This is a genomic window from Pseudomonas sp. A1230, assembly GCF_044218825.1.
Taxonomy (GTDB): domain Bacteria; phylum Pseudomonadota; class Gammaproteobacteria; order Pseudomonadales; family Pseudomonadaceae; genus Aquipseudomonas; species Aquipseudomonas iridis.
This window is the reverse complement of record NZ_CP162582.1, coordinates 1,091,315-1,115,789: the sequence shown is the minus strand read 5'-3', so window position 1 is coordinate 1,115,789 and position 24,475 is coordinate 1,091,315. Positions and strand designations below refer to the sequence as shown.

16 protein-coding genes are annotated in these 24,475 nt (G+C 59.8%); 8 read left to right on the top strand and 8 right to left on the bottom strand.

Annotated elements, in window-relative coordinates; all coding sequences use genetic code 11:
• Positions 1–7: 7 nt before the first annotated feature.
• The 6 genes from AB4P97_RS05080 to AB4P97_RS05055 all read right to left on the bottom strand — a co-directional run bounded on the left by AB4P97_RS05080 (position 8) and on the right by AB4P97_RS05055 (position 8,010).
• Entirely contained in the window at positions 8–1,216 is a 1,209-nt protein-coding gene (locus AB4P97_RS05080; protein WP_395602908.1) for an EAL domain-containing protein, read from the bottom strand.
• A 94-nt stretch (positions 1,217–1,310) separates the two neighbouring features.
• The gene (locus AB4P97_RS05075) at positions 1,311–1,700 is read right to left on the bottom strand and encodes a hypothetical protein (RefSeq protein ID WP_115147593.1); all 390 of its coding nucleotides are present in this window, start codon (positions 1,698–1,700) and stop codon (positions 1,311–1,313) included.
• Between the two features lie 186 nt (positions 1,701–1,886).
• Positions 1,887–2,603: an MgtC/SapB family protein gene (locus AB4P97_RS05070; protein WP_042558576.1), complete on the bottom strand. Its 717-nt coding sequence runs from the start codon at positions 2,601–2,603 to the stop codon at positions 1,887–1,889.
• 54 nt (positions 2,604–2,657) lie between these two features.
• Positions 2,658–5,357 carry a magnesium-translocating P-type ATPase gene (mgtA, locus tag AB4P97_RS05065; RefSeq protein WP_395602139.1) on the bottom strand — a complete coding sequence of 900 codons (2,700 nt, stop codon included), beginning with the start codon at positions 5,355–5,357 and terminating at the stop codon, positions 2,658–2,660.
• A 703-nt stretch (positions 5,358–6,060) separates the two neighbouring features.
• A complete protein-coding gene (locus AB4P97_RS05060) occupies positions 6,061–7,395 on the bottom strand; it encodes a lysine N(6)-hydroxylase/L-ornithine N(5)-oxygenase family protein (protein ID WP_395602138.1) in 1,335 nt (444 codons plus the stop codon).
• 132 nt (positions 7,396–7,527) lie between these two features.
• Positions 7,528–8,010: a sigma-70 family RNA polymerase sigma factor gene (locus AB4P97_RS05055; protein ID WP_395602137.1), complete on the bottom strand. Its 483-nt coding sequence runs from the start codon at positions 8,008–8,010 to the stop codon at positions 7,528–7,530.
• Positions 8,011–8,332: 322 nt separating this feature from the next.
• Here AB4P97_RS05055 and AB4P97_RS05050 point away from each other — a divergent pair, with 322 nt between their 5' ends.
• Genes AB4P97_RS05050 through AB4P97_RS05040 form a run of 3 tightly spaced genes read left to right on the top strand, consistent with a single transcriptional unit; the run spans position 8,333 to position 12,872 of the window.
• The gene (locus AB4P97_RS05050; protein ID WP_210703896.1) at positions 8,333–9,496 is read left to right on the top strand and encodes an efflux RND transporter periplasmic adaptor subunit; all 1,164 of its coding nucleotides are present in this window, start codon (positions 8,333–8,335) and stop codon (positions 9,494–9,496) included.
• A complete protein-coding gene (locus AB4P97_RS05045) occupies positions 9,497–11,470 on the top strand; it encodes a MacB family efflux pump subunit (protein ID WP_150601406.1) in 1,974 nt (657 codons plus the stop codon).
• A gap of 7 nt (positions 11,471–11,477) precedes the next feature.
• Positions 11,478–12,872, top strand: a complete 1,395-nt coding sequence (locus AB4P97_RS05040; RefSeq protein WP_395602136.1) for an efflux transporter outer membrane subunit — start codon at positions 11,478–11,480, stop codon at positions 12,870–12,872.
• A gap of 189 nt (positions 12,873–13,061) precedes the next feature.
• Here the strand turns inward: AB4P97_RS05040 and AB4P97_RS05035 are convergent, their stop codons facing one another.
• The gene (locus tag AB4P97_RS05035) at positions 13,062–14,687 is read right to left on the bottom strand and encodes a PvdJ/PvdD/PvdP-like protein (protein WP_395602135.1); all 1,626 of its coding nucleotides are present in this window, start codon (positions 14,685–14,687) and stop codon (positions 13,062–13,064) included.
• A 208-nt stretch (positions 14,688–14,895) separates the two neighbouring features.
• Between AB4P97_RS05035 and pvdM the strand changes: the two genes are divergently transcribed.
• The 5 genes from pvdM (at position 14,896) to AB4P97_RS05010 (ending at position 22,828) form a co-directional block, all read left to right on the top strand.
• Positions 14,896–16,266, top strand: a complete 1,371-nt coding sequence (gene pvdM, locus AB4P97_RS05030) for a pyoverdine-tailoring dipeptidase-like protein PvdM (protein WP_395602134.1) — start codon at positions 14,896–14,898, stop codon at positions 16,264–16,266.
• Entirely contained in the window at positions 16,263–17,549 is a 1,287-nt protein-coding gene (locus AB4P97_RS05025) for an aminotransferase class V-fold PLP-dependent enzyme (RefSeq protein WP_395602133.1), read from the top strand. Before pvdM ends, AB4P97_RS05025 begins: the two co-directional genes overlap by 4 nt.
• A gap of 37 nt (positions 17,550–17,586) precedes the next feature.
• On the top strand, positions 17,587–18,474 hold the full coding sequence (locus AB4P97_RS05020) for a formylglycine-generating enzyme family protein (RefSeq protein ID WP_042558566.1): 888 nt from the start codon (positions 17,587–17,589) through the stop codon (positions 18,472–18,474).
• Between the two features lie 108 nt (positions 18,475–18,582).
• Complete coding sequence (locus tag AB4P97_RS05015; RefSeq protein WP_395602132.1) at positions 18,583–20,232, top strand: cyclic peptide export ABC transporter; 1,650 nt, start codon at positions 18,583–18,585, stop codon at positions 20,230–20,232.
• Between the two features lie 115 nt (positions 20,233–20,347).
• Positions 20,348–22,828: a TonB-dependent siderophore receptor gene (locus AB4P97_RS05010; protein ID WP_395602131.1), complete on the top strand. Its 2,481-nt coding sequence runs from the start codon at positions 20,348–20,350 to the stop codon at positions 22,826–22,828.
• Positions 22,829–23,506: 678 nt separating this feature from the next.
• On the opposite strand, the gene AB4P97_RS05005 is transcribed toward AB4P97_RS05010, so the two are convergent.
• Positions 23,507–24,463 carry an alpha/beta hydrolase gene (locus tag AB4P97_RS05005; RefSeq protein WP_042558563.1) on the bottom strand — a complete coding sequence of 319 codons (957 nt, stop codon included), beginning with the start codon at positions 24,461–24,463 and terminating at the stop codon, positions 23,507–23,509.
• Between the last annotated feature and the right edge of the window lie 12 nt (positions 24,464–24,475).

The window sequence follows — 24,475 nt, the reverse complement described above, 5'->3', positions numbered from 1 at the left end:
TAAAAAGTCATTCGCCCGAGATCTGCCGATAACTGCGCCGTTGCAGCCAGTTCAGCAAATCGGTTCCGGCCATCGGTCTTGCGTACCAATACCCCTGCCCTTGCGTGCATCCCAGTGCCAGCAGCTCGCGGCGCTGCGCATCGGTCTCGATGCCCTCGATCACCACGGTCATGCCGAGGGTTTCGCCAAGCGCCAAGGTGCTGCTGATTGCTGCCCGGCAACGGGGTTCACGCTCAAGGTTACGAATGAAATCAGCGTCAAGCTTGATCTCGTTGAAGGGCAACTGACACAAGCGTTGCAGCGAGGAAAACCCGGCCCCGAAGTCGTCGATCGACAAGCGACACCCCATCATCCGCAACCGCACCAGGCTTTCCAGGCTGGTAGCCGGCGCTTCCAGCAAACCGCTCTCGGTCAGTTCAAAGGTCAGGCCCGCGCCTTGAGCGGCGTGGCGCGCCAAAATGCCTTTGAGGGAGGCGGTCAGCTCAGCGTTGGCCAACTGCACGGCTTGCAGGTTGAACGCCAGATTCAGGAAGAAACCCTGCTGCCGGGCGCTTCGCTGAATATCCAAAGCCTGATCGAGCTGAGAGAACAGCAACGCGTCGAGCAGGCCACAGCGTTCCAGCACCGGCATGAACAGCGCGGGCGAAATAATGCCGCGGGTTGGATGCAGCCAGCGGCAGAGCACTTCTACACCGCAGACTTCACCACTGCGCAGATTGAATTTTGGCTGATACCAGGCGTGCAACTGCCCATCGGCCAGTGCCCGCCGCACGGACACTTCACTCGCCAGAGTGACGAACGCAGGCGCAGCCTCGAGAAGGCTCGGCCGCTCAACATATTTGTCCAGCAGATCACCCAGCACCTGGGCATGCAGTGGTTTGCCGACATCGCCCAGCAGGTCCAGACCTAGCAGCGTCACCATTTGATGCACCGCGCGGCGCAGATCGGCCGACAACGAGCTGCTGATGATGACCGACTTTACCTGCCGGGACGCGCCTACGCGTTGCAAGAACTGCAGGCCGTCCATGCCCTCCATTTGCAAGTCGCACAGGGCAATGTCTACGCAGCCGATGTCCTTCAACAGGGCCAGTGCCTGCGCGCCGTCACTGGCTTCGTAAATCTGCCGGAACCCCAGGCTTTGCAAGATGCTGACCGCAACCGAGCGTTGGAACGCGTGATCTTCAAGCACCAGAATTCGAAGCGGCTGAAGGGGCATGATCGTTGCCTCGAGGATGGTGGAATTGGCACAAGTGTCCGGCGTTTCCGCGCAGAACTCGTTAGGAAAAGTCTCAAATCTCATGGGACTTTTCCTAAATATCGAGGTGTTCAAGGAGTGCAGCCAGGGTTTGCCGATCCGGCGTACGGATCAGCGTCAACTGGCGTCGCTGGTTGGCATAAATCGTTTCTGCCTGTGCCTGGCCACGACGTGCGTCATAAATCACACCGTGACGAATCTGCGAGTTGCTCTGGAAAAACCGCACCGGATCAATCCCGGCGGCAGCGATCAGCTCACCGTTGATGACCAGCAGATCAAAGTGCTCGAACGGTTCGAACGAGTAATGGGTCACGCCCAGCAGTTCACGAAACGAACGCACCGGTGTGAGCGTGCGATATCCCAGTTCGTTGAGGGACTTGCAGATTCGGTTGCGCTCGATGAGTTGCTCTTCAGCAACGAGAATTCGCCAGTGTTTGTAGGACATTGATTTCGCCGGCCGTAGGAAATGTTTCCAATCAGCGGAACACTCTAATCAATGCACGCAGCAAAACATGTAGGACAAGTCTGATAAACGAGCGGGATTTCTGGAGGCGAACCAAGAAGAAAGCCACACCGCAATCACCGGCGTGGCTTACTTGATTGATCAAAGGCAGTGGGTGTCCTAGGAACGTCATTCAGTCGTACTCGGACTCCAGAATGCCTGCACCACGAGCGCCGACGTCGAGATCCGCGCGATCAGTGCATCCAGCTCATCGCCGTCCACCGAAGTGGTCGCCAGCGTCGCTTCGATCTCGACTTCGTCGGCGCCAAAGGCGTGCACATCGACGTCGCTGGCCGGATAGTTGCTGCGTTCCAGCTCGGCTTCGAGTAAGGCGAGCACAGCTTTTTGCTGTGAACGTCGGGCGATCACGTAGACGATATTGGTGACTTCGGCCGAGACCACGTCCAGTGGCTGGCGGTTGATGTTATTGACGATCGGCCGCAGCAACGTATTGGCGGCGAGGATGAACAGCGTGCCCAGCACGGCTTCGGCCAGCAGGTCGGCACCGGCGCAGGCACCCACTGCAGCGGAGGTCCACAAGGTGGCGGCGGTGTTGAGGCCACGCACGTTGCCTTCCTCACGCATGATTACACCGGCACCGAGAAAACCGATGCCGGAGACAACGTAGGCCACCACGCGCACCGCGCCCTCGGCCCCGGCGAGACGGTTGGCCATGTCGACAAAAATCGCCGCGCCGACCGCCACCAGCACGTTGGTCCGCAGGCCGGCGGTGCGTTGCCGGTACTGTCGCTCGAAGCCGATCAGGCCGCCGAGAAGGAATGCGGCGCTGAGGCTGATCAGGGTGTCGAGCAGCGAGGTGAGGTTGAGGTTGTTTATGGCTTGCATAGTCTTGTCCTTGAAAACATACCAATCCCCTGGGGGAACAGCGTTGTACTGCTGTTACTGCCAGCCAAACCGGCGGATGTAGAAACCTTTCACCGCCTGAGTCAGCGCCATGTACGCCAGCAGAATCACCGGCAGGAACACGAAGTACATCGACGGCAACGCCTGCAATTTGAAGTAGTGCGCCAGCGGCCCCATCGGCAGGAAAATGCCGACCGCCATGATGATTCCGGTCATCACCAGCAGCGGCAGGGCTGCACGGCTTTGCACGAACGGAATCTTCGGCGTGCGGATCATGTGCACGATCAGCGTCTGGGTCAGCAGGCCCACCACGAACCAGCCGGACTGGAACAGCGTCTGGTGATCCGGGGTGTTGGCATCAAATACGTACCACATCAAGGCGAACGTTGTGATGTCGAAAATCGAACTGATCGGCCCGAAAAACAGCATGAAGCGCCCGACATCGCCCGGCTGCCAGCGTTGCGGTTTCTTCAGCATCTCCTCATCGACGTTGTCGAACGGAATGGCAATCTGCGAAATGTCGTAGAGCAGGTTTTGCACCAGCAGGTGCATCGGCAGCATCGGCAGAAACGGAATAAACGCACTGGCAACCAGCACCGAGAACACGTTGCCGAAGTTGGAACTGGCGGTCATCTTGATGTACTTGAGCATGTTGGCGAAGGTGCGGCGCCCTTCGAGTACGCCCTCCTCCAGCACCATCAGGCTCTTTTCCAGCAGGATGATGTCTGCCGCTTCCTTGGCGATGTCCACCGCGCTGTCCACTGAAATACCGATGTCGGCGGTGCGCAACGCCGGTGCGTCGTTGATGCCATCCCCCATGAAGCCGACTACATGACCGTTACCCTTGAGGATGCGCACGATGCGTTCCTTGTGCGACGGCGTCAGCTTGGCAAAAACGTTAGTGTTTTCCACCGCCACGGCCAGTTCGGCGTCGCTCATGCGCTCGATGTCGTTGCCCATCAGCAGGCCTTGCTGAGCGAGGCCGACTTCGCGGCAGATCTTCGCCGTGACCAACTCGTTATCACCGGTCAGCACTTTCACCGCCACGCCATGTTCGGCCAAAGCCTTGAGCGCCGGTGCGGTGCTTTCCTTCGGTGGATCGAGAAACGCCACGTAACCGATCAGCGTCAGTTCCTGCTCATCAGCCAGGCTGTAGGTGTCGCGCCCCTCAGGCATCGAGCGGGCCGCTACTGCCACCACGCGTAAGCCTTCAGCGTTGAATGCTGCGGTGACCTGACGAATCCGGGTCAGCAATTCATCGCTCAAGGCTTCATCGACGTCGCCGTGACGCACACGGCTGCACACCGCCAGCACTTCTTCCACCGCGCCTTTGCAAATCAGTTGATGCGCCTGGCCGCGCCCTTCTACCACGACCGACATGCGCCGGCGATTGAAGTCGAACGGGATCTCATCGACCTTGCGAAACGCTGTGCCGACCTTCAGCTCACGGTGGACTTCCACATGTTCCAGCACGGCGACGTCCAGCAGGTTTTTCAGGCCGGTCTGGTAGTAGCTGTTCAGGTAAGCCATTTCCAATACGTCGTCAGAATCTTCGCCCCAGACATCAACGTTGCGTGCAAGGAAGATCTTGTCCTGGGTCAGCGTGCCGGTCTTGTCGGTGCACAGCACGTCCATGGCGCCGAAGTTCTGGATCGCGTCGAGACGTTTGACGATGACTTTTTTGCGTGACAGAAATACCGCGCCTTTGGCCAGTGTCGAGGTGACGATCATCGGCAGCATTTCCGGGGTCAGCCCGACCGCAACCGACAGCGCAAACAGTAGTGCTTCGGTCCAGTCGCCCTTGGTGAAGCCATTGATGAACAGCACCAGCGGCGCCATCACGAACATGAAGCGGATCAGCAACCAGCTGACTTTATTGACGCCTTGCTGGAACGAAGTGACCGCACGATCGGTAGCACCGACACGCTGCGCCAGCGCACCAAAATAGGTGCTGTTGCCAGTGGTGAGAATCACCGCCACCGCAGTGCCAGACACAACGTTGGTGCCCATGAACAGGATGTTGTCCAGCTCCAGCGGATTGCGTGTATCGCGATCAGCCTGACGCGGGAATTTCTCCACCGGCATCGATTCACCAGTCATCGCGGCCTGACTGACGAACAGGTCTTTGGCGCTGAGCACCCGGCAATCGGCGGGAATCATGTCGCCGGCCGACAACACAATCAGATCGCCTGGCACCAATTGTTTGATCGGCAACTCGCTGCGCGGCGCATCACGTCGCATTACTGTGGCGGTGTTGCTGACCATCGCTTTAAGCGCGTCGGCAGCCTGGTTGGATTTGCTTTCCTGCCAGAAGCGCAGCAGCGTCGACAGCACCACCATGGAGAAAATCACCACGGCTGCTTTAAGGTCTTCGGTCAGCCACGAGATCACCGCAAGCAGCGTCAGCAGCAGGTTGAACGGGTTTTTGTAGCAGTGCCACAGGTGGGTCCACCACGGCAGCGGCTGCTCGTGTTCGACTTCATTGAGGCCGTATTGCGCACGCAGTGCATCGACTTCGAAATCGGTAAGGCCATCGGAGTGCGTGCCCAGTGAAGAGAGCAATGCCGAGCTGTCGCTGTGCGCCGCATCGACCAGCGTATTGGCCGGGGTTGGCGGGACTTCACGGCTGACCGTGGTGTCGTTGATGGTTTCCAGCAACGCCAGGCGACGGAAGTGCCGGGCGATGTGGCGGGTACGCAGAAAACCTGCGAAAAATTCCTTGAGCGTAAATTTCATGGCTGTTGCCCCTGTGGTCAGCCGGGAAACCGTCAAGCAGGTACGACCGCGCCTCGTCCACCGGAAAAACCGGCACGGCAAGGCATGGCGCGCCGGTCAGAAAAGACAGGCGTGTCGATAGGGCTGCGATGGCGACTTTAAAGTCGACATCACGCTCTGTTCAGCGTCGATGAGAAGGACATCAAGACATGACCAAGGACTGGTCATGTAGGGGATGCCGCTGCTCGCTTTTACGGCGAGACAACGGCAAAAAAAATGCGCGTTATCTTGCCGAGAATCTGCCGGTTACCGAGACCGGCCGACAACTGTCACTCGAACAAGTACCCACTGTGGGTCTCCGCTATTGATGAAAACGCGCGAAGCTTACGCCTCGATGTCTGGAGAGTAAACCCGTGAAAAGCAGTGTGGCGGGGAATGTGCTGGATCTTCAGGAAGCGTTCAGGAAGGACTTTTTGCTGTTCTTGAGGGCCCCTTCGCGAGCAGGCTCGCTCCCACAGGGAATCTCCAGCGAACACGGTTTTTGTATTCATCGAAGATCCAAATGTGGGAGCGAGCCTGCTCGCGAAGGCGGTGCCTGATCTGCCGCCATCGCTGGCAAGCCAGCTCCCACAGGGATCAGTGTTGAGTAAGCGATAGCTGACATCGCACAAAATACTGTGGGAGCTGGCTTGCCAGCGATGGCGGTGTATCAGGCGGCGCAGATTCAGCTGGCAGTCGCCAACAGCAAATCCGCCATCGAACGGTGCCCACGATGCTTGCCATGTTCATACAGCGAGCCCGCAATCTCATCGGCCCGAATCGGCAGCACCGACAGCAACGTGTCACTCAAACCATGGCTGGCCTGGCAGAAGCCCTGCATGTAAATGCCAGCCTTGCAGCGCTCATCGGTGATCAGTTTGTAGTTGCGATCAACCTCGAACTCGCCCAGGTATTCTTCCAGCGGCGCCAGCAATTTACGGTGCATCTGACGCTCGTAACCGGTGGCCAGCACCACGGCGTCGTAGAGGCGCACGCTGACTTCGCCAGTGGCGTTGTTGCGTACCGCCAACTCGATGCCGTGTTCGGTGGCGATAGCACTCTCGACGGTGGTCAGGGTGCGGTACGCATGACGGGCAATTCCGGAAACCTTCTGGCGATAGAAGATGCCGTAGATGCGCTCGATCAGGTCAATGTCGACCACCGAGTAGTTAGTGTTGTGGTACTCGTTGACCAGACGCTCACGCTCGGCGCTGTTCTGCTGGAACACCAGATCGGTGAACTCCGGCGAGAACACCTCGTTGACGAACGGGCTGTCGTCCGCAGGCTTGAGGGCCGAGCCGCGCAAGATCATGTCGACCTGCACCGAGGGGAACGAATCGTTCAGGTCGATGAACGCTTCCGCCGCGCTCTGCCCGCCACCGATGATCGCAATGCTCATCGGCTGATTGTTGACGCACGGCTGCCTGGCCATCTGCGACAGGTATTGCGAATGATGGAACACACGGTTGTCGCCCTTCAGCGCCTTGAACGCCTCCGGAATACGCGGCGTGCCACCGGCACTGACCACCACCGAACGGGTGGTGCGTACATGTTGCTGGCCATCGCTGCCACGGGAAATAACGCGCAGTGCTTCAACCTGATGGTTGTGCAGCACCGGCTCGATGGTCAGCACTTCTTCGCCATAACGGCTCTGCTCGGAGAACTGTCCGGCGACCCAACGCAAGTAATCGTTGTATTCCATGCGGCACGGATAAAAGGTGCCGAGGTTGATGAAGTCAACCAGACGACCGTGGTACTTGAGGTAATTGACGAACGAGTACGGGCTGGTCGGATTGCGCAGGGTCACCAGATCCTTGAGGAAGGAAATCTGCAACTCGCTCTGGGTCGAAAGAGTATTGCCGTGCCAGCTGTAGTTGGCCTGCTTGTCGAGGAACAGCACATCCAGTTCGCCCTGGGTCGGCCCGCGCTCTTGCAGCGCGATGGCCAGCGCCAGGTTCGAAGGGCCGAAACCGACGCCGATCAGGTCGTGAACGATGGGCGATGCAATTGCCTGTGTCATTTCCAGTGTCCTCTGGATGAACCCCTCAACCTCGGGGATAAAGCCTGAATGACCTGACCGGCCCGAAGCAGGACAGCAGGTCGTCTGTTGAGTAGGAACGAGGACGGTGAAAAAAAATTTAACGGGGAAAGATCAATGGGCGTCCCATTGTTGGATCCGTACCCGGCAATGTTTCATGGCATTGACGATGTGTTTTTCCACCAGCGCTTTGGAAATACCGAGGCTCTCGGCAATTTCGTTGTGGGACAGACCTTCGATCTTGCGCAACAGAAAACTGTCACGACACAGCGGTGACAATTCTGCCAGCGCTCGCTGGAGCATCTCCAGGCGTTGACCGTGATCGAGGGTGCCGTGGGGAGACGGGGTGAAATAACGCTCTTCATTGTCGAGCACTTCAAGGGGTTCGACCTGCCGCAAGGCATTGCGTCGATGATCGTCGATGACCAGATTCAGCGCGGTGCGATAAAGAAACGCCCGGGGTTGTTCGATCGGCGTGTCGCTGGAGCGTTCCAGCACCCGCAGATAAGCGTCATGCACCACATCTTCGGCAACCTGACGGTTGCCCAGCTTGGCGTTCAGGAAACACACCAGCTCGCGATAGTAGTTTTCCAACATGACTCCTGGCCGCAACGACGCGGTTTTTGTCCTTGGGCTCACCCATCCGCCCTGCACTAACAAGCAGTAGCAAGATAGTGGCAACTTAAGTGCGTAATTTATAGTAATTCTCATATAGATTTAAAGTCTTGTTTCCACATACCAGCCGAATAGTGTCGGACGGGCACCTGTTACCTGATGTGTTAGCGCTTAAATTCCCTCGTACATTCATCGTTTACATGACAGCTCCCCGTTTCTGTCGTGCCTTGCGACAGCGTTCAAGTGCCCGAACATTCCGTGCACCTGCTGAACGTCGGGCCGAACCCACTGGCCGGAACCCTGCATGAAACGTCCCCGCCCCGCCCGACGCGCCTTGTTCGCCGCCCTCTGTCTGATTCCCGTGATCGCCGTCGCGGCATGGCAAGTCCTGCCGCCGGGACGCGACACCCTGGCGACCGTACAAGTGACCCGCAGCAATATCGAAAACAGCGTGACAGCACTGGGCACTTTGCAGCCGCGACGCTATGTAGACGTCGGCGCACAGGCCTCGGGGCAAATCCAGAAGATCCACGTCGAGGCAGGTGATGCGGTCAAGGAAGGCCAACTGCTGGTGGAAATCGATCCGTCGACGCAAAAAGCCAAACTTGACGCAGGTCGTTTCTCCATCGAAAACCTCAAGGCCCAATTACAGGAACAGCGCGCTCAGCACGACCTGGCGCAGCAGAAATACCAGCGCCAACAGAAACTCGCCGCCGGCGGCGCCACCCGCGAGGAGGACGTGCAGACCGCCCGTGCCGAAGTCCGCGCCACCCAGGCACGCATTGACATGTTTCAGGCACAGATTCGTCAGGCCCAGGCAAGTCTGCGCAGCGACGAAGCGGAACTCGGCTACACGCGCATCTTTGCACCAATGAGCGGCACCGTCGTCGCTGTGGGCGCGCGCGAAGGCCAGACACTCAACGCGCAACAACAGACGCCACTGATCCTGCGCATCGCGCGGTTGTCGCCAATGACGGTGTGGGCCGAAGTTTCCGAAGCGGACATCGGCCACGTCAAACCCGGTATGACCGCCTACTTCACCACCCTCAGCGGTGGCAGCCGGCGCTGGAGCAGCACGGTGCGGCAGATTCTGCCGGTGCCCCCGCGCCCCCTTGAGCAAAACCAGGGCGGCAGCCCCACCGGCGGTCGCAGTGGCAGTGAGCGAGTGGTGCTCTACACCGTACTGCTCGACGTCGACAACACAGACAACGCCCTCATGACCGACATGACCGCTCAGGTGTTCTTCGTCGCACAAAACGCGCAGAACACCCTGACAGTGCCGAGCACTGCCTTGCAACCGGGCTCGCGCCCGCAATGGCAACTGGCGCAGATCGTCGCTGCCAACGGGGAAATCCAGTCGCGCGAAGTCCGCACCGGCATCAGCGACCGGTTACGTACACAAGTCCTCGAGGGCCTGGCCGAAGGCGATCACATTCTCAGCGCTCCCGCTGTAGGCAACGGAGGCTGAATGCAAACGCCCCTGATTGACTTGCGCCAGATCCGCAAAGCCTACGGCGGCAACGACAGCCCGCTGGTGGAGGTATTGCGCGGCATCGATCTGTCGATTCACGCCGGCGAATTCGTGGCCATCGTCGGCGCCTCCGGCTCCGGCAAGTCGACGTTGATGAACATCCTCGGGTGCCTCGATCGCCCGACCAGCGGCGAATACCGCTTTGCCGGTGAAGACGTTGCGCAACTGGACACCGACGAACTGGCGTGGCTGCGTCGCGAGGCATTCGGCTTTGTGTTTCAGGGTTATCACCTGATCCCGTCCGGCTCCGCACAGGAAAACGTCGAGATGCCGGCCATCTACGCTGGCACGCCTGCGGCCGAACGACACGCCCGGGCCAGCGCATTGCTGGAACGCCTGGGGCTGGGCAGCCGCACCGGCAATCGCCCGCACCAGCTCTCCGGCGGTCAACAGCAACGCGTATCAATTGCCCGAGCACTGATGAACGGCGGCCACATCATTCTCGCCGACGAACCTACCGGCGCCCTCGACAGCCACAGCGGCAAAGAAGTCATGGCCCTGCTCGACGAGCTCGCCAGCCAGGGCCATGTGGTGATTCTCATCACTCACGATCGCGAGGTGGCGCAACGTGCCAAGCGCATTATCGAAATTCGTGACGGCCTGATCATCAGCGATACCGCCGAGCAACCGGGTGCCCCTGCCCGTACCGCCAATTCCGGCGCCCTGCAGGCAGTGGATCTGCGCCAGCGCCTGAGCGCCGGCAGCACCGAGACCGGCGCCTGGAGGGGCGAACTGCTGGATGCCGTGCAAGCGGCCTGGCGGGTGATGTGGATCAACCGTTTCCGCACCGCGCTGACGCTGTTGGGGATTGTCATCGGTGTCGCGTCAGTGGTGGTGATGCTGGCGGTCGGCGAAGGCAGTAAACGCCAGGTGATGGCGCAAATGGGGGCGTTCGGCTCCAACATCATTTACCTCAGCGGCGCGGCACCCAACCCGCGCACGCCACCGGGCATCATCACCCTCGATGACGTTGCCGAACTTGCAACCCTGCCCCAGGTGGAACGAATCATGCCGGTCAACGGCTCGACCGCCGGCGTGCGCTTCGGCAACGCCGACCACTCCAGCTACGTCGGCGGCAACGACACCAATTTCCCGATCATCTTCAATTGGCCGGTGGTACAGGGCAGCTACTTCACTCAGGCCGATGAAGACAGCGCCGCCGCAGTCGCGGTGATCGGCACCAAGGTTCGCGACAAATTGCTCAAGGACGTGGCTGACCCGATCGGTCAATACATCCTGATTGAAAACGTTCCGTTCCAGGTGCTCGGCGTGCTGGCGGAAAAAGGCTCAAGCTCCGGCGACTCGGACAGCGACAACCGGATTGCCGTGCCGTACTCGGCGGCCAGTACGCGCCTGTTCGGCAGTCGCAACCCGGAATATGTCGTGATCGCCGCCAGGGACGCACGCAAGGTCAAAGACGCCGAACAGGCCATCGAGCAATCGATGCTGCGCCGGCACAACGGCAAAAAGGATTTCGAGCTGACCAACAACGCCGCCATGATCCAGGCCGAGGCTCGCACCCAGGGCACGCTGTCACTGATGCTCGGCGCCATCGCCGCCATTTCCTTGCTGGTCGGCGGCATCGGCGTGATGAACATCATGCTCATGACCGTGCGTGAACGCACCCGCGAGATCGGCATTCGCATGGCCACCGGCGCCCGTCAGCGCGACATCCTGCGCCAGTTCTTGACCGAAGCGGTGATGCTCTCCGTGGTCGGTGGCATTGCCGGCATCAGCCTGGCGATGCTGGTCGGCGGCGTTCTGTCGTTCAGCGGCGTAGCAATCGCATTTCAATGGATGGCCGTAATCGGCGCCTTCGCCTGTGCCTTGGTCACCGGTGTCATCTTCGGCTTCATGCCTGCCCGCAAGGCCGCCCGGCTCGATCCGGTCACAGCCCTTACCAGTGAATGATCAACCTATGAAAGCGCAACTGACATTGATTGCCGCCAGCCTGTTACTGGCGGCCTGCAGCAGCCCTGCGCCACGCCCTGACAGCGGCGTGCAATCACCGCCCGCCTGGCAATCGCCAGACCATCGCGGCGCGGTGCAAAGCAATCGCCAATGGTGGACGCAGTTCGGCAGTCGCGAACTCGATCAACTGGTCGAACAGGCACGACTGGGCAGCCATGACCTCGGCGCGGCCGTTGCCCGCGTCAGACAGGCGCAGGCCAGCGCGACGGTTGCCGGGGCCCCGCTGCTGCCCGAACTCAAGGCCGGAATCAATGCCAATCGGCAGAAGCTTCTGCACGGCAAAGGCTACAGCCAACTGGATGTCAACCCGGACAATCGCTCGCTGGATTACTACGACGCCGAGCTGAGCGCCAGTTACGAAATCGATTTCTGGGGGGGTAAACGAGCCGCCCGTGACAGCGCCGTGTTCGGTGTGCAGGCCAGTGAGTTTGATCGCGCCACGGTCGAACTGACCTTGCAAAGCGGCGTCGCCAACAGCTACACCCAGGCGCTCGCCTTGCGTGAGCAGGCGCGCATTGCCGAACTCAATCTGGCCAACGCGCAAAACGTGCTGCACCTGGTGCAAACCCGCTTCGACGCAGGCAGCGCCACCGCGCTGGAACTGGCCCAGCAAAAAAGTCTGGTGGCCGAGCAACAGCGCAAATTGCCGCTGGTGCAGCAACAGGCCCGCGAAGCGCTGATCACCCTCGCCGCCCTGCTCGGTCAACCGGTGCAGGCGCTGTCCTCGCCTCAGCAGGCATTCGCGCAATTGCAGTGGCCAAACATCGCCAGTGGCGTGCCCAGCGATCTGCTGAGTCGACGTCCGGACATCGCCAGCGCAGAAGCCAGACTGGCGGCGGCCCAGGCTGATGTCACCGTAGCCCGCGCGGCCATGCTGCCAAAAATCACCCTCACCGCCAGCCTCGGCACCGGTGCCGATCTGGCGGCGGATCTGCTGCGCACAACGTTCTACAACCTGTCATCCGGATTGACGGCGCCGATCTTCAACAACGGGCGCTTGAGCGCCGAACGCGACAAGGCCAAGGCCCGTCAGGATGAATTGCTGGAGACCTATCGCGGGGCGATCATCAATGGCTTCGCCGATGTCGAAAAAGCCCTGAGCACCATCCGTGGCCTCGATGAGCAACGGCAGTGGCAAAGCGAAGAATTGGGTCAGGCGCAAACCGCGTTCGACATCGCGCAAAGCCGTTATCAGGCGGGTGCCGAAGACTTGCTCACCGTACTGCAAACCCAGCGCACCTTGTATGCGGCGCAGGACATGAACGTGCAACTGCGCCTGTCGCGACTGCAGGCGAGCATTGCCTTGTACAAAGCGTTGGGCGGTGGCTGGCAAGTTATCTGACAGCGAACACTCACACTCTCTTTTACCGAACCAAAAACCTGTAGGAGCTGCGGCACGCTGCGATCTTTTGATCTAGAAAAACAAGTCAAAAGATCGCAGCGTGACGCACCTCCTACAGGGGGTATTGCGTTGTGTCGGATGGGTGACGGGCAAAAAGAATCGTAGCTTCGGGCTGCGATTTTTTTGCGCTTAAAGTTGCCGGCCTTTCACCTTCAAATGCATGGCGTACCACGGTCGCTGCGGCACCTTGCGAAACAGATCGGCCATGTTGTCTTCGTCGCCGAAAGTGATGCGCAGCGCCAGTTTCATGGTCTCCGGATCCATCTCCACCGAACGCCCGACTTGCAGGCCGGGCACGCTGCTGCAGCCATGGGTGTCGGGGCCCAGCCAGGGGTCATCGACTTCCACCCAACGCCCCGGCGCAAACCACGGCACGCCGTTGACCTCGAGGCGACTGACTTCCCCCGGGTGAAAACGCTCGTGGGCGCGGAACCAGTCTTCAAGCCGATCATCGATCCAGCCATGAAAACGCCAGAACACCGGGTTCACATGGGAGGAAAATGGATCGCCGAGAAAGTCGTTTTCCGGGGCATACCAACGCGCGGCGAAATCCGCCTGATCCCGCGCCATTGGCACTGGAATGTTGTTGGACGGGTCGCGGGCCACCGATGCCCAGCGCATATGCAACCAGTCGTGCAGGCCCAGTTCGACTTCCGAGCCGAACTGGCCGAGGGTGAGTTTCGACAAGTAGCGCGGATCGCGGTACTGCGACTCCCACACCTGAAAATTACTGTGATAGGTTTCGGCCGCTTTGATGTCGCTGACCCACTTGGTGTACTCGTCGTCGCCTTCGGTCAGCCACGTTGGCGGCAATGCGTTGCCGTCGTGATTGTCGAAGTAGCGGGCGAAGCCCTGACGGTCACGCTCCAGCTCCGGCTGTGGCATGGGGAATGCCTGCCATGACGGCAAGTCTTGCATCGAACGGGCTTTGCCCAGCATGTGTCGATGCATGAAGAAAAAATCGATGCCCGAGCCGTTGCGATCCTTACGCGGCCCACGGGCATCACGCTCCTTGTCCCGTGGGCCAGGTTGCCAGCCGATACCACGTAACGCATCACGTTTTTTTTCGGAGAGTTTGTGCCACTTGTCCCGCGACGCGTGCCAGAGCTGATGGAACAGCCGATGTTCGGGCGCTACCAGCCACGCCAGAAACGCCGGATTCAACCCGACTCTTTCTCGGGCTTCGGGAAACCGTCGCTTGATCGCGATGAAGTGATTGTCGAGTTCTGGTAAACCCAGCGCGCGATCCAGTCGCAGCACTTGCCCGGTAAACGTGCCGCTGCCAGCGTTGCCGAACGCGGCCCAGACTTCGTCCAGTTTTACTTTGAATTCGTACACCGCTGGCGCTTGCGGCGCATCGCTGCGCATCAGACGCCAGAACATCTCGGCGCCATTACCCGGTGCCAGATCGCCGATGACTTGATAACGCACTGGCGCCTCGGAACGCAGGTTAGCCCCCGTGTCGAGATAACCGCGCAAACCGCGACCACGGTGGGCAATGTCGAGAAACAGCTCCAGACCTTCATTGGGCAAGCCATCCAGTCCAGCGGCAGCACCAGTGAAACGAATGTCCCACACGCCGCGCAAACTGTCCGCCAACTGCTGACCGGCCGTGTCTGCCAGGTCGACCGTGGCCTCTCCCGGGGTGATCGGAAACTCCTCACGGGTCAGTTCACGATGTGCATAAAAAGCGGCAGGCAGCGCGGCGCCCGTGAGTGCCATGCCCGCCATGAACCAGCGTCGAGAGATCGTCATTGCCCTACCTGTGTCAGCCATGAAGCAGGCTTTATCCAAGCTAGAACGTTTGCTCGCCGAGGAAATTTATGGCCGCGGCGAAAGATCCCGGCATTCGCCGTCGCCTTTTCACCTTCCGCCCCTAAATTACCCGCTCCGCCGCTCGTTCCTCCCAGATAGCAAAGGCCCCTGCGCCTGAACCTCGACGGCGAACCTGAATGAGATGGCAATGACAAAACCGCGTTCGAAAAAGGCTCTATTTATCGGCCTGCCGCTGGCCTTGGCGATCAGCGCCGGCGCAGGGTTTCTGGCTTGGGATTACTGGTTTCGGGACAACCCCGGCTATCCGGTCAAAGTGATGAAGCAGGCGACCGAACTGCAGGATCGCATCCTCTCTTTCGACAGCCACATCACCGTGCCGTTGAGCTTCGGCACTCACGGCAACGAAGCCGACAAGGATGGCTCGGGGCAGTTCGACCTGATCAAGGCCAACCGTGGACGGCTGTCCGGCGCGGCACTGACCGTATTTGGCTGGCCGGAAATGTGGAACGGCCCGAATGCACCGCACCGCCCGACCGAAGGTTTTGTCGAGGAAGCGCGCAATCAGCAGGAAGTGCGCTACAAGATCATTTCCGGGATGGTGCTCGACTTCCCCAATCAGGTCGGCATCGCCTATACCCCGGATGATTTCCGCCGTCTGCACGGTGAAGGCAAATTTGCGATTTTCATCAGCATGCTCAACGCCTATCCACTGGGCAACGACCTGAGCAAACTGGATTTGTGGGCCGGACGCGGCATGCGCATGTTCGGCTTCAGCTATATCGGTAACAACAGCTGGGCCGACTCTTCGCGCCCGCTGCCCTTTTTCAATGACTCTCCCGACGCGCTCGACGGTCTCTCGGACATCGGCAAACAAGCCGTGCATCGCTTGAACGATCTGGGGGTGATCATCGACGTCTCGCAGATGTCGACCAAAGGTCTGGAGCAAGTCGTGCAGTTGAGTCGTACGCCGATTGTCGCCTCGCACTCGGCACCGCGAGCGGCGGTAGATATTCCACGCAACCTCAGCGACAAAGAGCTGCAACTGATCAAAAACAATGGCGGCGTAGTGCAGGTGGTCGGCTTTTCGCAGTACCTCAAACCGCTGACTCAAGGCACCCAGGACAAACTCAACGCCCTGCGCGCACGCTTCGACCTACCGCCACTGCCGAACCTGGCCATGGCCCTGATGCCGGGCGATCCGATCATCACCGCCTGGTCCGAACAGAAGCTCGGCCAGTACGCCAGCGGCCTCTACGGCATTCTTGAAGAGGAGCCGAAAGCGACCCTCAAGGATCTCGGCGACGCCATCGATTACACCGTGCGCAAGATCGGCATCGACCACGTCGGCATCGCTTCGGACTTCAACGATGGCGGCGGCATCAAGGGCTGGGAAAACGTCGGCGAAATCCGCAACGTCACCGCCGAGCTGATCCAGCGTGGCTATTCCGAAGCGGACATCGCCAAGCTGTGGGGCGGCAACTTCCTGCGCGTTTGGGATCAAGTGCAAAAGGCTGCAAAACCTGCACTGGTTTCTCGTCAGGATGCGGCCAAGCCATGACTGACCGTCGTACATTCCTGAAACAGGCCGGCGTACTCGCCGCTGCCCTGCCCCTGGGTTCCAGCCTTGCCTGCGCGACCGCTGCCACCCCTCACCCTGCGCTGCCGGGCAACAAATGGGCGCAATTGCGCCAGTTGTTCGATCAGGATCCGCAGGCCATTCACTTCGCCAATTTCCTGATCACTTCGCATCCCAGGCCCGTGCGCGAGGCCATCGAACGCCATCGCGCAGCGCTGGATCTGAATCCGGGACTGGCGATGGACTGGGACCTGGGCGTCACCGAGCAGCACGAAGAAAACGTGCGGGTCTGGGCCGGCAAGTACCTGCAAGCCAAACCGAGCCAGATCGCTCTCACCGGCAGCACCACCGAAGGCCTGGCGATGATTTATGGCGGCGTACATGTTCGCCCGGATCAGGAGATCCTGACCACAGTTCACGAGCATTACTCAACCCGCAACATTCTCGAATTCCGTAGCCGGCGCGACGGCACACAAGTTCGCAAACTCAAGCTGTTCGACACTGCGCAAAGCATTTCGCTGGATCAGGTACTCGACACCATCAACCGCAACATCCGCCCGCAAACTCGTGTGCTGGGTATGACATGGGTGCATTCGGGCAGCGGAGTGAAGTTGCCGATCGCCGACATCTCGCGTCTGGTCGATGAACACAATCGCGGACGCGACGACAAGGATCGGCTGATTTACGTGGTCGATGGTGTGCACGGATTCGGTGTCGATGACCTGAGCTTCGCGCAGATGAACTGCGATTTTTTCATTGCCGGCACCCACAAGTGGATGTTCGGCCCACGCGGCACCGGCATCGTCTGCAGCCGCAGCGAAGAGGTGAAATACGTCAGCCCCAGCGTGCCGACGTTCTCCGAAGCCACGACGTTTGGCACCACCATGACCCCGGGCGGTTACCACGCCTTCGAACATCGCTGGGCGCTGGACGAAGCCTTCAAGTTGCATCTGCAACTGGGCAAGGCCGACGTGCAGGCACGCATCCATCAGCTCAACAGCTACCTGAAACAGCGCCTGCGCGAACAGTCGAACATCGAACTGGTAACCCCGCTCGATCCGAAGTTTTCCGCCGGTTTCAGCTTCTTCCGGGTCAAGGACCAGGACAGTGATGAAGTGGCCGCTTACCTGATGAACAACCGGGTGATCTGCGATGCCGTCAGCCGCGATGTCGGTCCGGTGATTCGTACGTCACCAGGGCTGCTGAACAACGAAACCGAAGTCGACCGGTTCATGGACATCCTCGGTAAAAAACTGCGCGCCTGATTCCTCGACTCCAGTTTTCCTTTCACAGAGACGACTCATGAAAAAGCCTCACACCCGCTTCACTTTCAAGGCGCTCCCCGCCCTGGCTCTGACTGCGCTGTGCGCCGGCCTGTTGCCCGGCGCCGCTCAAGCTGCCACCCCGCCGGCACCCGGAAAAGTGTTCAAAGACTGCAAGGACTGCCCGGAAATGGTGGTGTTGCCGACCGGCAGTTACACCATGGGCACCCCGGACGACGAAGTCGGTCGCGAACCGGACGAAGGCCCACGCCACGAAGTGACCTTCAGCAAACCGTTCGCCATCAGCCGCTTCCAGGTGCTGGTGGGCGAATGGGACGCGTATGTGCGCGAAACCGGCAACAAACCTTATGACTTCGATGATCGTCCGGGTCGTCGCTGCACGGCCGGCAAACCCGAATTCAAACAGACGGCGCGCGATCCGGCCGTGTGCATGAACGTCGCTGAAGCCCAAGGCTACATCGACTGGCTGTCGAAGAAGACCGGCAACGCTTATCGCCTGCAGAGCGAATCGATCCGCGAATACGCCGCCCGCGGTGGCAGCACCGGTCCCTTCCCGTTCCCGTTCGATGAAGGCAACAACTACCAGATCTCCAAACACGCCAACACCTATGGCGCCGCCGACGGCTACAACTTCACCTCACCGGCCGGCACCTTCCCGGCCAACGCGTTTGGCGTTTATGACGCCCACGGCAACGTCTACGAATGGACCGCCGATTGTTATCACAAGGATTATTCCGACGTACCGAGCGACGGTAGCTCATGGACGCAGGAAAATTGCGAGCGCCAGGTCATGCGCGGTAACGACTGGGGCGAAGCGCCGGTGTTCTCCCGTTCCGGCAACCGCAACAGCAGCTGGCCAACCAGCAAGGGCGACTGGCTCGGGTTTCGAGTAGTGCGCGACCTCTGATCCCGCCTCACGCGACCGCAGCCCACCTGCGGTCGTTTAAAGAAAGTCCGTGACCATTCGTTTTCCTTAAGTACCGGCACTCCCTCCGCATCGAAGCAGGAATCCTCCATGACCAAGCCTACGCGTGGGGCGATCAACGAATTGTTCGCCCTGCTCAAGCCCTTCCGCCTGATCGTCTCTGCGTCCATCGTGCTTGGCATGATCGGCGGCCTGAGTGTCACTGTGCTGCTGGCGACCATCAACAATGCCCTGCACTCCGACGACGGCCTGACCCGCACCGTAGTCATGATCTTCGCCGGTCTGTGTGCACTGGCGCTGCTGACGACGATTCTGTCCGACATCGGCACCAACTATGTCGGCCAACACATCATTGCCAAGCTGCGCAAGGAACTGGGGGAAAAAGTGCTGTCGGCGCCGATCGACCAGATCGAACGCTATCGCAGCCATCGCCTGATCCCGGTATTGACTCACGACGTCGACACCATCAGTGACTTCGCCTTCGCCTTTGCGCCGTTGGCGATTTCGATGACCGTCACCCTCGGCTGCCTCGGTTATCTGGCGATGCTGTCGTGGCCGATGTTCCTGATGATGCTGGTGGCCATCGCCATCGGCACGACCATTCAGGCGATTGCCCGGGCCAAGGGCATGCGCGGTTTCTACGCCGCCCGTGATTCCGAAGACGAACTGCAAAAGCACTACAACGCGATTGCCGAGGGTGCCAAGGAACTGCGCATTCATCGTCCACGGCGTCAGCGCATGTTTGTCGCCGGGATTCAGAAAACCGCAGAAAAAATCTGCGACACCCAGATCAAATCGATCAACACCTTCGTCATCGCCAAGTCGTTCGGTTCGATGCTGTTCTTCGTGGTGATCGGCATGGCGCTGGCCCTGCAATCCTTCTGGCCTAGCGGCGATAAAGCGGTGATGAGCGGTTTTGTCCTGGTACTGCTGTACATGAAGGGGCCGCTGGAACATCTGGTCAGCACCTTGCCGATCATCAGCCGCGCACAAATTGCCTTCCGCCGCATCGCCGAGCTGAGCGAGCAGTTTTCCTCGCCCGAGCCGCATCTGTTGCTGGAGGATCACGACAAGAAACCCGGTGTCGTCAACAGTCTGGAACTGAACAATGTGCGCTACGCCTTCCCTCCAGTGGAAGGCAGCGAACCGTTCCGTCTGGGGCCAGTCAACCTGCGCATCGAACAGGGTGACATCGTGTTCATTGTCGGCGAAAACGGTTGTGGCAAAACCACGTTGATCAAACTGTTGCTGGGCCTCTATGCACCGACCGAGGGCGAAATACGCGTCAACGATCAACCGATCACCGCGCTCAACCGCGATGATTACCGGCAGAACTTCACCACCATCTTTGCCGACTATTACCTGTTCGATGATCTGATTCAGGGCGACCGCGAAGTCCCGCAGGACGCCACGCGCTACCTGGAGCGTCTGGAGATTGCGCACAAGGTCAGCGTGCGCGACGGCGCCTTCAGCACCACTGATTTGTCCACCGGCCAACGCAAGCGACTGGCGCTGGTCAACGCTTGGCTCGAAGAGCGTCCGGTGCTGGTGTTCGATGAATGGGCGGCGGATCAGGATCCGACGTTCCGGCGCATTTTCTACACCGAACTGTTGCCCGACCTGAAACGTCTGGGCAAAACCATCATCGTGATTTCCCATGATGACCGTTACTTCGACGTTGCCGATCAGCTTGTGCGCATGGAGGCCGGCAAGGTCAAAAGCGAACTGCAAACTGCTTGATTGAAGAGGCCGTGGCCAGGCTGGAAAAAATAATTTTCCGGTTTGCCGCGGCTTCCTCGTCTTAATGAGATGAATAAGAACCATTAACAACTATACCTGCCAAGGTCTTAACCTCATGTCCGCATCCCGTTTCATGCTTCGCCCTCTGACTCGAGCCCTGCTGATGCACGGCGCGACACGCTCCCGACTGGCCAGCACCGGTCTGGGTCTGGCACTGACTGTCGCTGCCGCCCCTTACGTCCAGGCGCAGGAATGGACCCTGAACATTCCGGCTCAGCCACTGGCGCAGGCGCTCCAGGCGCTGGGCCAGCAGACCAGCCTGCAGATCATCTACAGCCCGGAAAACCTGCAAGGTCTGCACTCCAGCCCGCTCAGCGGCCGGTATCAGGATGACGACTCGCTCAAAGCCATCCTCAAGGGCACTGGCATCAGCTATCAGCGCGACGGCAATACCGTCACGGTACTCGGCCCGACCACAGGTGATGCAATGGAGTTGGCACCGACCAACGTCAACGCCCAGCACCTGACCGCCACCACCGAGGGCAGCAACTCCTACACGACAGGCGGAGTGACCATCGGCAAGGGTGTGCACTCGCTGAAGGAAACACCGCAATCGGTCACGGTGATGACCCGCAAAATGCTCGACGACCAGAACCTCAACACCATCGAACAGGTGATGGAAAAGACGCCGGGCATCACCGTTTACGACTCGCCAATGGGCGGCAAGTATTTCTACTCCCGCGGTTTCCGCATGACCGGTCAATATCAGTACGACGGCGTGCCGCTGGATATGGGCAGCAGCTACGTACAGGCCGACAGTTTCAACAGCGACATGGCCATCTATGACCGCGTGGAAGTCCTGCGCGGTGCGGCGGGCATGATGAAAGGCGCAGGCGGCACAGCCGGTGGCGTCAACTTCGTGCGCAAGCGCGGCCAGGACACTGCGCACACGCAACTGTCGCTGTCGGCAGGGACGTGGGACAACTATCGCGGTCAGGTCGATACCGGCGGCCCGCTGAACGACGCCGGCACCATCCGTGGTCGCGCCGTGGTCACCGAACAGACCCGTCAGTATTTCTATGACGTGGGCGAACGCAGGGACCAGATCTACTACGGCGCGCTCGACTTCGACCTGAGCGACTACACCACCCTGGGTCTGGGCATGGCCTATGAAGACGTCGATGCCACGCCGTGCTGGGGCGGTCTGCCGCGTTACGCCGACGGCTCCGACCTGCACCTCAAGCGCTCCACGTGCCTGAACACCGCGTGGAACAACCAGCGCAGCAAACGCGCCACCTACTTCGCCGACCTGAAACACCAATTCAACGACGATTGGTCGCTCAAGGTCGCCGGCGTCTACTCGCGCAACACTCAGGACATGGAATACGCCTTCCCGAGCGGCGCAGTACCGATCGGTGCCACCGCCTCCAATACGCTGATGCTGGGCAGCATTTACGACTACGACCAGCGCGACTACGGCTTCGATGCCTACGTGGATGGCAAATTCGACGCCTTCGGCCAGCAACACGAACTGACGGTCGGCGCCAACGCCAGCCGCTCGCACAAGGATGACTTCTACGCGGTAGCCGCCCTGCCCCAACGGCAGAACGTGCTCAACCCCAACCACCACATCCCGCAACCGGACGAAAGCTACTACCTGGCCAATGCCTCCCGTGGCGGCCCGGTGGACATGCACATCAAGCAGTACGGCGCTTACTCCATCGCCCGCCTGAAACTCGCCGATCCGCTGACCCTCGTACTGGGCAGCCGTGTGAGCTGGTACAAGTCCGACACCGACTCGGTGCAGTACTTCCGCGGTGTGGGCACCCAGGTCAACACCAAGTCCACGGAAACCGGGCAGGTCACGCCGTTCGCCGGTGTGCTGTTCGACCTCAACGACAACCTGACTGCGTATGCCAGCTATACCGACATCTTTACCCCGCAAGGCGCCTACAAGACTATCGATGGCAGCACCCTCAAGCCATTGGTTGGCCAGAGCTACGAGTTGGGGATCAAGGGTGAGTGGTTCGACGGACGTCTGAACAGCACCTTCAACCTGTTCCGCACCCTTCAGAAAGATGCTGCTCAGGATGACCCGCGTTGCGAAGACAGTTCTTGCTCGATCAACTCCGGCAAGGTGCGCGCTCAGGGCTTTGAAGCGGAAGTCAGCGGTGAAGTGATTGATCGCCTGCAATTGTTGGCTGGCTATACCTATACCCAGACCAAAGTGCTGAAGGATGCTGACGCCACCCAAGACGGCGTGATCTATAACTCCTACGTGCCTCGCCACTTGTTGCGTGTGTGGGGTGACTACAGCCTGAGCGGGCCGCTGGATCGCGTGACGATCGGTGCGGGTGTCAACGCGCAGACGGGCAACTACCGGACTTCGCCCTTGGGCGGTGACAACATTGATGGTGCCGGGTTTGCCGTGTGGAACGGTCGCATTGGCTACCGTATCGATGACACCTGGTCGGTTGCGTTGAACGGGAACAACCTGTTTGACAAGCGTTACTACTCGACCATTGGTACCGAAGGGTTCGGTAACTTTTATGGTGATCCGCGTAATTTCGTGATGTCGGTGAAGGCTGACTTCTGATTTTTCGCTTTTAAGAAAGCCCTGCCTTGGTGGGGCTTTTTTTTGGCGGCCTTCGGGCCGACCATGTTCTTGGGGGTTGGGTGAATATCCGTTGCTGCGGGTGTTGCTGATTAGGGTTCCGCCCTTACGGCGGGTCACTTTTTCCAGACGCCCGGAATGCCGGCCCAGAAAAAAGTAACCAAAAAGGCTTTACCCTGACGTACGGCCCTCGCTTAGGCTCGGGTTCCTTCGCTGCGGGATTGATCCGGGCGCAGCGTTTCCGGTTTGCTTCGCTGCACCTCCTTCCGCTGTATACGACTGCGTCGTACGGTCGCTGCGCTCCCACCCCCGGATCAATCCCTCCACTCAGCCTGCCGATGGGCCTGGAGATCAAAAGCCAAAGCCAAAGCCAAGCAGATCAAAAGATCGCAGCCTTCGGCAACTCCTACAAGGGGTTGAGTACATCTGTCAAAACTTGGTCGGCTGTCAGGCCGCCATCGCTGGCAAGCCAGCTCCCACAAGAAACTAAGTACACCCCGCACGCGGCGCATGCCGCCCCACTCAACACAATGAGCGTTAGCTCGAATGCAGCTCTTGATCTTGATCTGGAAGCCCGAGTGACCCGCCGTAAGGGCGGAACCTTAATCAGCAACACCCGCAGCAACGGATATTCACCCCAACCAAACCACCAAAACACAATCAACCCAAAGCCCGCGCCAAAACCCGGCTCAGGCGTTCATGCACCTGCAAAACATCAGGCATAACGCAAGCCATACGCAGCAAGTCATGGGTCAACCCCGAACAATGCTCAAGCTCAACACTCACACCGTGCTCACGCAATTTATCCGCATAAGCCTGCCCCTCATCCAGCAACGGATCAAATCCGGCCAACAGCACAATCGCCGGAGCCACACCACGCAAGTCCTCCGCCAACAATGGCGAAAAGCGCCAGTCTAAATAGTCCTGCGGGCTGCGGGCATAGTGCTGATAGAACCAGTCCAGCGTATCGTTCTCCAGCAGATAACCCTCGCCGAACAGCAAGCGTGAATCATGAGTGCGCGACGCATCGGTAACCGGATAACACAACAACTGCACCTTGGGCGCGATGGCCACCGTCGACGGCTGTACCACCGCTTGCACAGCCAGCACAGTGGCCAGGGTAGCACCGGCACTGTCGCCGCCAAACGCTACGCGCGAGGTGTCGAGACCCAGGCCCGCAGCGTTTTCCGCCAGCCACGACAAGGCATCCTCGCCATCTTCCAGCGCCGTAGGAAAGCGATGCTCCGGTGCCAGCCGATAACCAACCGAAAGCACCGCACAGGGCGTACGTCGGCAGAATTCACGACACACACCATCATGGGAGTCGAGGCTGCCGACGACGAAACCGCCGCCGTGAAAATACACCAGCACCGGCATCGGCGCAGACGCACCATTGGGCCGGTACAGACGCAACGCCAATGGCGCACCGTCGCGAGCCAGGGTGTCGACCGGTGTAACGTGCAGATCTTCGGGCACAGGCCAGCGCAACTGCGCCGTGGTCTGCTCGAAAGTCGCCCGGGCTTCGCTCGGGGTCAATTGGTGCATGGCCGGCAGGCCGGCGTCCTGGCTGTCTTGAGCGAGGTCGAGGAAGGCTTCCAGATCAGGGTGTAACGACATCGATAAGGTCCT